9 protein-coding genes and 1 tRNA gene are annotated in these 9,919 nt (G+C 58.6%); 5 read left to right on the top strand and 5 right to left on the bottom strand.

What is annotated here, in order from left to right; genetic code table 11:
• The first annotated feature begins 181 nt into the window (after positions 1–181).
• Together AB5Y90_RS10615 and AB5Y90_RS10610 are read left to right on the top strand one after the other, a co-directional pair.
• Positions 182–258: transfer RNA gene (locus AB5Y90_RS10615), tRNA-Asp, on the top strand.
• Between the two features lie 529 nt (positions 259–787).
• Positions 788–2,740, top strand: a complete 1,953-nt coding sequence (locus tag AB5Y90_RS10610) for a ligand-gated channel protein (RefSeq protein ID WP_368166861.1) — start codon at positions 788–790, stop codon at positions 2,738–2,740.
• Between the two features lie 67 nt (positions 2,741–2,807).
• Here the strand turns inward: AB5Y90_RS10610 and AB5Y90_RS10605 are convergent, their stop codons facing one another.
• The 3 genes from AB5Y90_RS10605 to AB5Y90_RS10595 all read right to left on the bottom strand — a co-directional run bounded on the left by AB5Y90_RS10605 (position 2,808) and on the right by AB5Y90_RS10595 (position 6,457).
• Entirely contained in the window at positions 2,808–4,196 is a 1,389-nt protein-coding gene (locus AB5Y90_RS10605) for a sensor domain-containing diguanylate cyclase (RefSeq protein ID WP_307896015.1), read from the bottom strand.
• A 140-nt stretch (positions 4,197–4,336) separates the two neighbouring features.
• On the bottom strand, positions 4,337–5,731 hold the full coding sequence (locus tag AB5Y90_RS10600; protein ID WP_216979695.1) for an ATP-binding protein: 1,395 nt from the start codon (positions 5,729–5,731) through the stop codon (positions 4,337–4,339).
• Between the two features lie 3 nt (positions 5,732–5,734).
• Positions 5,735–6,457, bottom strand: a complete 723-nt coding sequence (locus AB5Y90_RS10595; protein WP_307896017.1) for a response regulator — start codon at positions 6,455–6,457, stop codon at positions 5,735–5,737.
• A gap of 199 nt (positions 6,458–6,656) precedes the next feature.
• Between AB5Y90_RS10595 and AB5Y90_RS10590 the strand changes: the two genes are divergently transcribed.
• Positions 6,657–7,007, top strand: a complete 351-nt coding sequence (locus AB5Y90_RS10590) for a hypothetical protein (protein WP_005336531.1) — start codon at positions 6,657–6,659, stop codon at positions 7,005–7,007.
• Between the two features lie 163 nt (positions 7,008–7,170).
• On the opposite strand, the gene AB5Y90_RS10585 is transcribed toward AB5Y90_RS10590, so the two are convergent.
• The gene (locus AB5Y90_RS10585) at positions 7,171–7,590 is read right to left on the bottom strand and encodes a hypothetical protein (protein ID WP_216952673.1); all 420 of its coding nucleotides are present in this window, start codon (positions 7,588–7,590) and stop codon (positions 7,171–7,173) included.
• 99 nt (positions 7,591–7,689) lie between these two features.
• Positions 7,690–8,604: a LysR family transcriptional regulator gene (locus AB5Y90_RS10580; protein ID WP_043821788.1), complete on the bottom strand. Its 915-nt coding sequence runs from the start codon at positions 8,602–8,604 to the stop codon at positions 7,690–7,692.
• Positions 8,605–8,862: 258 nt separating this feature from the next.
• On the opposite strand from AB5Y90_RS10580, the gene AB5Y90_RS10575 reads away from it, so the two are divergent.
• A complete protein-coding gene (locus AB5Y90_RS10575; RefSeq protein WP_013723379.1) occupies positions 8,863–9,195 on the top strand; it encodes a hypothetical protein in 333 nt (110 codons plus the stop codon).
• A gap of 30 nt (positions 9,196–9,225) precedes the next feature.
• The gene (locus tag AB5Y90_RS10570) at positions 9,226–9,912 is read left to right on the top strand and encodes a pirin family protein (RefSeq protein WP_005355292.1); all 687 of its coding nucleotides are present in this window, start codon (positions 9,226–9,228) and stop codon (positions 9,910–9,912) included.
• Positions 9,913–9,919: the final 7 nt, after the last annotated feature.

Genomic DNA, 9,919 nt, shown 5'->3' with positions numbered 1-9,919 from the left:
CTGATCCCATGCCGAACTCAGAAGTGAAACGCGGTAGCGCCGATGGTAGTGTGGCATTCGCCATGCGAGAGTAGGACACTGCCAGGCACCCAATTAAACGGTGATGTGAAAACACATAGCCGGCTGCGAGGATGACAACTCACTGACGCGGCAAACAATTTAGCGCAAGCTAACCGAATGCGGAGCGGTAGTTCAGTCGGTTAGAATACCGGCCTGTCACGCCGGGGGTCGCGGGTTCGAGTCCCGTCCGCTCCGCCACTAATTTGAAGGCCTTCCCGATTGGGAAGGCCTTTTTGCTATGGGCTGTTTTTGCCAATTGACCCCGATGGTTGCACACCGGAACCAACACAAAGCCCGGCTTCATGACCGGGTTTTGGTATTTTTAGCCTGCTGGTGAGCTGCCGACATCCCACCACGATGCCAATACCTTCCCCTATTGGCGTTCTTGCTACTGTTTCCACCTCTGTATCGCAGCACATCCCATCTTGCGACGGTACGTCATCGCTTCCACTTGTTTGTATAATCCCCTTTTTTACTTATGGATTTATTCCATTAAAACAGTCTCTTATCAAGAATTCGCGATTCTGTGGCAGGAATACCACACGAATCAAATGATAATGATTACTGTTTGAATGATCCCGTCGGGGTCGTTACAATGCGGGCTGATTAATAAAGTGCTTTTCAAATGAGCCTTTTCTAATGCTGCGCCTGGCCGGATGCCAGGGCGTTGTAATGAGTGAAGTAAGGGAATACGTCACCTTCCTACCAAAAATGTTCAGGCTAAAACATGATAACAGTGAAACCGAACAAGTTTGCCTTGATGATCTGCTCCCTTCTTGCGAGCCAGGCCTATGCTGCCGAACAAGAGGTGATGGTCGTCACCGCTTCCGGCTTCCAGCAGAAGATTGAAGACTCTGCCGCCTCTATCTCCGTGATTACCCGTGAGCAGCTGGAGAAGCGTGCCTATCGCGATGTGACTGACGCCCTGAAGGATGTTCCCGGTGTTGTGGTGACTGGCGGTGGCAGCAGCAGTGATATCAGCATTCGCGGTATGGGATCGAAATACACCCTGATGCTGGTTGATGGCAAAAAGGTGGATAGTCGTGGTACTCGCCCCAATAGCGATGAAGCTGGTATCGAGCAAGGCTGGCTGCCGCCACTGCAGGCGATCGAGCGCATTGAGGTCGTCCGTGGTCCCATGTCATCCCGTTATGGTTCTGATGCCATGGGTGGCGTGATTAACGTGATTACCCGCAAGACCACCGGTCTGGCCTGGCAGGGCTCGGTTCACGCTGATTCCACCTTCCAGGAGAACAAGCATGCTGGCAACAGCTTCCAGACCAATGCCTATACCGCAGGTTCACTGATCGATGGCGTGTTGGGATTGCGTGTCAACGGTCAGCTTGCCCATCGTGGTGAAGACAAATTTATCCAGGGTTTTGCCGAGCAGGAGACTCGCAGTGGCACGGCGGTGCTCAGTTTCAAGCCTGATGAACAGAATCGCTTCGATCTGGAAGCCAGTCGTAGTCTGCAGGACCGGGATCGCACAGCCGGCAATTCGCTGGCTGCCAAGGCGAAAGATAGCCTTTATCGCTACGAGCGTACCAACTATGCGCTGACCCATGATGGTCAGTATGATTTCGGCTCCTCCAGCAGCTATCTTCAGCAGGAGACCAACACCAACCCCGTTCGCAAGATAGAGCTTACCAACACCATCGCCGATACCCACACCCAGTTTATTCTGGGGGATCACTACCTGAGCGTCGGTGGTCAGTATCGTTATGAGGAGTTGCACGATCAGCGCAATGCCCTGACAGTGGCCAACCCTGCCGAGCAGCTGACCCGCTGGAGCTGGGCAATGTTTGTCGAGGATGAGTGGTCACTCACCGACAGCTTTGCCCTGACCGGCGGCGCCCGCATGGATCGGGACCAGAACTACGGCTCTCACTGGAGCCCACGACTCTATGGCGTCTGGCATCTGGATGATAGCTGGACCCTGAAAGGGGGCGTATCGACCGGCTACCGCTCCCCGGACTTGCGGATGTCGGCGGCCAACTGGGGCCAGGCCACCGGCGGTAGCAGCCAGGATGGCATGCTGGTCGGCAACCCGGCTCTCAAACCCGAGACCAGCGTGAGTGAAGAGATTGGCCTGCTATGGAACGGTCATCAGGGTTTCAACGCCGGGGTGACCCTGTTCAACACCGACTTCAAGAACAAGATCTCCGAAGTGCGTCGCTGCACCAGCAAGAGTGATCCCGCCTGTACCCTCAATGGTCACAGTTATGACTTCATCAGTGATCGGGTCAACGTCGACAAGGCGAACATGCGCGGTGTCGAGGGGATGATGGATTGGGCCATCAATGAGGATTGGTCGGTCAGCTCCAGCTACACCTTTACCCAGTCCGAGCAGAAGAGTGGTCCACTGGCGGGTCACGCCCTCAACCAGATGCCCCGTCACATGTTCAACGGCAGTGTTGACTGGCAAACCACCGAGGATCTCAGCCTCTGGTCACGGGTAAACTTCCGTGGCGAGACCTCCGAGTACCTGAGCCGGGTCAAGATGGCGGAGGGGACTCCTTCCTACACCTTCTTTGACATGGGCCTGGTCTACAAGGCCAACAAGCATCTGGATCTTACCGCCGGGGTCTACAACATGTTCGACAAGACGGTGGATTACAGCAGCTATGGCACTGTACTGGATGGTCGCCACTACAACCTGGGCGTGACCTACAACTTCTGATAGGGAACCTGTCATGCGGCCGCCATCTTCCGATGGTGGCCGTTTTTATTGCGCGTCCGTTAGGGGGCTATACCTGATAGGAGGCGGCTTGCCAGGTATTGCGCCCCCGTCCCTTGGCCTGATACATGAGGGCATCAGCCTGCCGTAGTAGTTGGTCGGCATCAGCCTCTCTCTCTGCGGCTACCCAGACTGCCCCGGTGCTGATGGAGAGGGTCACCTCGCCGCTGCTGGTGTGCAGGGTTTGCCGGTTGCTCTCCAGGCAGATACGCTCGGCCCATTGTTCTGTCTCTGCCAGTGTGGCCAGCGGCAGCAGCAGGCAAAACTCCTCGCCGCCGATGCGGGCCAGCAGAGCCTCTTCGGGCAACAGGTTGGTCACAGTCGTGGCCAGCTTTTCCAGCAACAGATCCCCGATGCCATGACCAAAGCGGTCATTGGTCTCCTTGAAGTGATCCACATCGAACAGCAACAGGGCACAGGGCTCCCCGCTTGCCAGCCGCTGCTCCATGGCAGGCATGAATGCCCGTCGGTTGAGCAGGCCGGTCAGGGGATCGGTACTGGCCTGCTTCTCCAGTCTGGCGTTGGCGCGGCTTAACTCGGTGGTACGGCTGGCAACGGCGCGGCGCAATTGCACTATGTAGGCCACCATGATCAATGCACCGACCAGCAGTAGCCAGGGACCGAGATGGATGGGGTAGACGGTTTCGACATGCATCCATTTGCGGATGATCCGCTCCCGATCGCTCTCTTTGAGCTTGGCGAACCCCTCTTCCAGCCGGTTTAACAGGGCAAGGTCGCCCTTTTTCACTGCAAAGCGGATCTGGTCGGTATAGAGGTGGCGAACCGGAATAAAGCGGGTGGGATCGTCGGAGGTATAGATGTAGAAGTTGGCGACCTGCAGATCGGCGATAAAGGCTTTTATGTCACCCCGAAAGGCCGCCGCCAGCAGGGTGTCATTGTCATCGAAGGTCTGCAGTCTGGTGCCGGGGAAGTATCGTGTGGCGTAATACTCCTCGTAGCCACCGGCTACCACACCGACCGTTTCATGGAGCAGGTAGTAATGTACATCGGTGCCGCGCAGTTCGCTCGAGAAGAAGAGTTGGGAGTCGAGCTGGGCGAGAGGCCCGCCATAGTCGAACAGTTTGTCCCGCTCCGGTGACCAGAGCAGTCCGGCGTGAACGTCCGCTTTCCCCTCATGGAGCAGGTCGAGGGAGCCTTGCCAGTCGACCAGCCTGAACTCGATCTTCTGGCCGGTCACCCGGGCATATTCACGCCACAAATCGATCAGCAGGCCATCCGGCTGGCCCGACTCATTGATATAGGAGAAGGGCTGCCAGGCTTTGGAGTTGGTAATGATGATCGGCTCTTCCGGGGCTTTGGCCCAGGCAGGCAGGGCAAGGGCGAGTAGCAGGAGCCCCCATCCGATACTGACTATGACTCCTGTCCTGGAAGAGGCCATCCTTGCTCCAATCCGTTGCCGTATACCGTCCCGTGGTCACCGATTATCACCACCTTTCTCATCGAAGAACAAGCGCTCAAATGATGAAGTTTGCATGATGCAAACGGCGCCATGACAAGGCTGGCGGATAGAGTGACTACTTACAGCGGCAGGCTGATCCGCGCCTCCAGTCCCCCTTGTGGCCGATTGAGCAGGGTCAGTTCGCCACCGTGTTGATGCACCAGGGTACGGGCAATGGAGAGCCCCAACCCCACACTGCCCGACTCGGTATTGCGCGCTTCATCGAGCCGCACGAACGGTTTGAACACATCCTCGAGCCGCGCCGGATCGATCCCCGGCCCGTTATCGCAGACCCGGATCAACAGCTCCTCCTTGCGCCGCTCCAGCGACACTTCGGCGCTGCCGGCATATTTGATAGCGTTTCCGATCAGGTTCTGCAGCACTCGGCGCAGGGTGTTGGCCCGGCAGGCGTAGACCTCTTTGCCTTCCGCCAGACAGGTGACCGGCTGGCCGGTATCGGCATAGTCATCGCACAGGCTGACCAGCAGGCTGACCAGATCCAGCTCGCGGGTAGCCTCCTGCTGCCCCTCCTCGCGAGCAAAGCTGAGGGTGGCTGCCAGCATCTGCTCCATCTGTTGCAGGGTCTGCTGGATGCGCTCCTTGTCCTCGCTATCGGCCAGAAATTCGGTACGCAGCCGCAGGCTGGTGATGGGGGTGCGCAGATCGTGGGAGATGGCCGCCAGCATCCGGGTTCTGTCCTGCACGAAGCGGTCGAGCCGGGTGTGCATCCGGTTGAAGGCCTGAATCGATTCGCGGATCTCGGTCGGCCCCTCCTCTTTCAAGGGCTCGATATCCTCGCCCCGTCCGAGCCGATCTGCGTTGCCTGCCAGCTGCTTGAGCGGGCGAGTGGCACGGCGAAACAGCAGCACCATCAGCCCGATCACCAGACTGGCAACCAGCATAAGATTGAGGGTGGTTTGCCACGACCAGCTGCCGGCCTCCTTGTCGACCAGCGAGCTGAACTGCAGCCAGCCCCCCTGGGGCAGTTCGATGGAGCCATAGAGCCGCATGTCGCGTGATGGGGGCGGTGGCCCCTTGCGATCCCGCATCATGCGGGCGTGATGCTCCCAGGCTTTGCTGCGCTGGGCATCCTCTTTCAGTTCAGCGCTGATCTCTATGGTGAGACCCTGCGGGTAGCCGAGCCGAGAGCGCACCAGCTGCTCGAAGCGGGGGCTGCGATTATCCGGTTGCAGCGGTTCGTCTGAGAGGCGCAGCAGCAGGGTTTCGCTGCGGCTCGCCTTGAGGATCTCGTCATAGAGAGATGGGGGTGATAGAGAGAGCAGCCTGACCACAGAGATGATCCGCTGCATGGCGTTGCGGCTGTTGACGAAGCCGAGCGCCTCCTCCCGATCCGAGCGGTAGATCTGGATACTGAGCAGCTGGATCAGGATCAGCCCTGCCAGCGCCACCAGAATGATCTGGCCTGTCAGCCCCTTGGGCCATATTTTTGCCCACAGTCGTTTCAAAAAGGTCACCGCTTATGCCTGCGTCACGTCGGCGGAGAACATATAGCCGCCACCCCAGATGGTCTTGATCAGCTCCGGATTCTTGGGATCCCGCTCCAGCTTGCGGCGCAGGCGGCTCACCAGGGTATCGATGGCGCGATCGAAGGCTACCGCCTCGCGGCCACGGGCCAGATCCAGCAGTTGATCCCGGCTCAGCACCCGTTGCGGGCGTTCGAGAAACACCTTGAGCAGATCGAACTCGGCGGTGGAGAGGCTCAGGCCCACCCCATCCTCATCGACCAGCTCCCGGCGATTGACGTCGAGCAGCCAGCGATCGAAGCGCAGATCCCGGGTCAGGGTCTCGGTGGCGGGTTGGGTGTCGGCCTGGGTGCGGCGCATCACCGCCTTGATGCGCGCCAGCAGCTCGCGCGGGTTGAAGGGCTTGGCCAGATAGTCGTCGGCCCCCATCTCCAATCCGATGATGCGGTCGGTTTCTTCCCCCATGGCAGTGAGCATGATGATGGGCAGGTTCGATTTGACCCGCAGCTCGCGGCAGAGGGTCAGACCATCTTCACCCGGCATCATCAGATCCAGCACCAGCAGGTCGAACTCCCGCTCCTCCAGCAGTCGCTTCATCTCTTTGCCATCCCGGGCGCAGCTGACCCGCAGGCCGTGCTGTTCGAGAAAGCGCTTCAACAGATCGCGGATCTCGCTGTGGTCGTCGACCACCAGAATGTGGGTGTTGCCCTGGTTCATGAATACCTCCCCTGCTTGGCGTTGGCACGAGTATACGAAAATCCGCCCGGCGGTTTGTGTCAAAGTGTGCCAGATCCGCACGATGCCACACTCTGCTACAAAAAAGGGCGATGCTGGCAAAGTTCAGACACCGATAGGGTGTTTACTTGAGGGCAAGGCAAGAGCGCCGAACCAGAATCATCCCTACAGGAGATAGACCATGAAAAAGCTGACCAAAACCCTGCTGACCGCCACCCTGATCCTTGGCCTGCCGCTGGGTGCCTATGCAGCCAGTGAAGCAGCCCCCACCGGCCAGTCCGGTGCCATGGTGGATTGCCCGATGGACGGCGGCGGCATGATGGGTGGCAAACACCACGGTGGTCGCCACGACAAGATGGCCCGCATGCAGAACATGACCCCGGAGCAGATCCAAGCCAACTTGCAGCAACGTTATGATCGCATCGAGGATCCTGCCAAGAAGGCGGAGTTCATCAAAAAGCTCAACGAGCGTGCCGCCGGTATGACCAAGCACGCCGAAGCGATGAAGCAGTTCGCCGAAGCGAACCAGTAACAGCGCCAGCTGTTATCAACCCAAGGGTGGCCGAGGCCACCCTTTTTGTGTTTACTGCGTTGAGTAGCAGATTGGTTAAACGCTGGAGATTGCCAATAAAAGAGGGGAGCCTGATGCTCCCCCTCTTGCTATCTGTGCAACCGACTTCACCGGACGAGCGAACTTAGCCCTGAGCCTTGTCGGTCAGGTCTACTTTCTTGACGGTTTCGCCTTCGAACTTGATGACCACGTTTTTCTTGGCGGCGTCGGTATCTTTCAGCAGGGTTTTGGTGGTTTCTGCCAGCAGCGGAGAGGCCTTGTTCAGGGCATCCAGATCATAGGTCCACACTTCCAGACCGGATTCAGTCTTGGTGGTGGCAGGAGAGCCCAGCTTATCTTTGACTGCCTGCTTGTTGGAGCCGCCTTCCTTGATATCCAGTGCCTTTTTGATGGCTTCGTTGGATGCGCTGTCCATGGCACCGGATACGGCAGTGCTGGCCGCATCCTTGACGCTGCTGGTGACGCTGTCGGTCAGCGAGTCCATCAGGCCGGCATTGGCAAACAGGGGCAGGGTGGTGAGGGCAACCAGCAAACTCTTTTTCATTTTCTACAGCTTCCATGGGTTCAATGAGGCGGCTATGAAATCAGCAAAGATATTGGGCGTCAAGTGAGGCATGCAATTAACATTTCTGTTAACTGGATCTCATTTCTCACCAGTTGCAAATAGTTTTGGTATCTCCCGCACCAGCCAGCTTTTGGCCTTGCCCATGGTGTCTCGCCGCCAGGCCAGCACCACCTGCAATTGATGGCGATATTCGGGGCTGATCACCTTGAGTCGTCCGGCCCGGATGTCCTCCTCAATCCAGCTCTGTGGCATGGTGCCGACGCCGATCCCTGCCAGCAGGGCATCCCGTTTCTCCGTCATGGTGCTGACGGTGAGGCGCGGCTGCTTGTCCAGCAGGCGGTAGGTGAGCACCGGTTTGCGCAGGGCTGTGTCGGCCACCGCGATGGCGCGGTAGCGGCGCAGGGTCTCGTCGGCCAAGGGTTCGGGTTCCTGATGCAGCGGATGATCGGGATGGGCGACGTAGAGCATCACCTCGTCCTTGATCACCTGATGCTTGATGCCGGTCATCATGATGTCCGGGTTGATGGAGGAGATAAGCAGGTCGGCGCGACCATCTTCCAGACACTCCCAGCTACCCGCCAGCACCTCGGCCCGCAGCCGCAGTCGGGTATCGGTCTGCTCGGCCAGCTTCTCCACCAAGGGGTAGAGGGCCTGCACCGGGACCAGTGCATCGACGGCGACTGTGATGTCGGTCTCCCAGCCACGGGCCAGCGCCCGGGTCTCTCCCACCAGATGCTCGGCTGCCTCCAGCAGCACCCGACCGCGCTCCAGCAGCATGCGTCCCGCCGGGGTGAACTTGGTGCGGTGGCCGCTGCGGTCAAACAGCATGGCATCCAGTTCGTCTTCCAGCTTCTGCACCGTATAGCTCAATGCCGAGGGCACCTTGCCCAGCTCGTCGGCCGCCGCCGCAAAGCTGCCGCGGCGGTCGATGGCATCCAGTACCCGAATTGCCTCCAGGGTCAGCGCCCGCTCCTTGTTCGATTCTTTGGCCATTCCTCACCTTCAATTTTTTTGAATATGTTTGCCAGTTTATCTCGCTAACAAGTTAGGTCATGTCACTTTAATATTCAATCAACGCTTAGGCAGGAACGTCGAGCGGCCAAATATGCGGGTAGTTCCGCACTGTGACACACCAAATCGGTCTGTCTGATGTCGGTGAAAGAACAACACACTATTTGAATAACCTCTTGCATGGATGCATTGATTCTGGCCGAAAAGGCCTTGGCAATGACATATAAAACAAGAGAGTGAATGAACATGAAAAACGTAATCAAGATGCTGGCCGTTGCAGGCCTGATGACCACTGGTTTCGCCCAAGCTTCCGTACCGGCTGACTTCAATGCCATGCCCGGCGTGCTGTTTGTGAACTGGAACGCCACTGCCGCAATGGATGGCAAAGCCAATCCGATGCTGGAAGTGCGTGACGAGTCTGGCGATCTGCTGGCATCAGTCCACGCCAATCTGACAGGCACCCAGCAGGTGCGGATCCCGAGCCGTACCCAGGGCAACCTGACCGTCAGCCTGGCTGACCAGAGCAGCGAATACCGTATTCCGTTCGGTATCGGTAGCGGCAAACAGCGTTAATCAACCGTCCCGGTAGGTGAGGAGCAGACCATGATGCAATTGAGAGCCGCAGAAGCGCGGGGCAAGGCCAACTTCGGCTGGCTGGACGCGCGCCACAGTTTCTCCTTCGGTCACTACTATGACCCGGAGTGGATGGGGCACTCGGTACTGCGGGTGATCAATCAGGATCTGGTTGCGCCGGGTGGCGGATTCGCCACCCACCCTCACGCCAACATGGAGATCCTCACCTGCGTGCTGCAAGGCACCATAGAGCACAAGGACAGCCTCGGCCATGCCGAGCAGATCCCGGCAGGGGATTTCCAGCTGATGAGCGCAGGCAGCGGGATCCGCCACAGCGAGTACAACCCCTCGCAGACGGATCCTCTCTCCCTGTTGCAGATCTGGATCGAGCCGAACGAGTTCGGCACGCCACCCGGGTATCAGCAGAAGAAGATCGAGTCCAGACCGGGCATGACGCTGGTGGCGTCACCGGATGGCGAGGATGGATCGCTGCGGATCCGCCAACAGGCCCGCGTATGGCGGCTGGAACTGGCCCCGGGCGAGACGCTCGAATGGGCACTGGCTGGCCGACACGGTTACCTGCAGATGATTTCAGGGGAGTTGACCGCCAACGGTCTGGCTGCCCGACCCGGCGACGGGGTACTCAGTCGTGATGAATACCGGTGGGAGCTGGTTGCGACCAGTGCCAGCCAAGCTCTGTTATTTGACCTACCCTGAAGCAGTC

Origin of the sequence: Aeromonas sp. R4-1 (assembly GCF_040908325.1) — a bacterium.
GTDB lineage: Bacteria > Pseudomonadota > Gammaproteobacteria > Enterobacterales > Aeromonadaceae > Aeromonas > Aeromonas veronii.
This window is presented reverse-complemented; position numbering and strand designations above follow the sequence as displayed.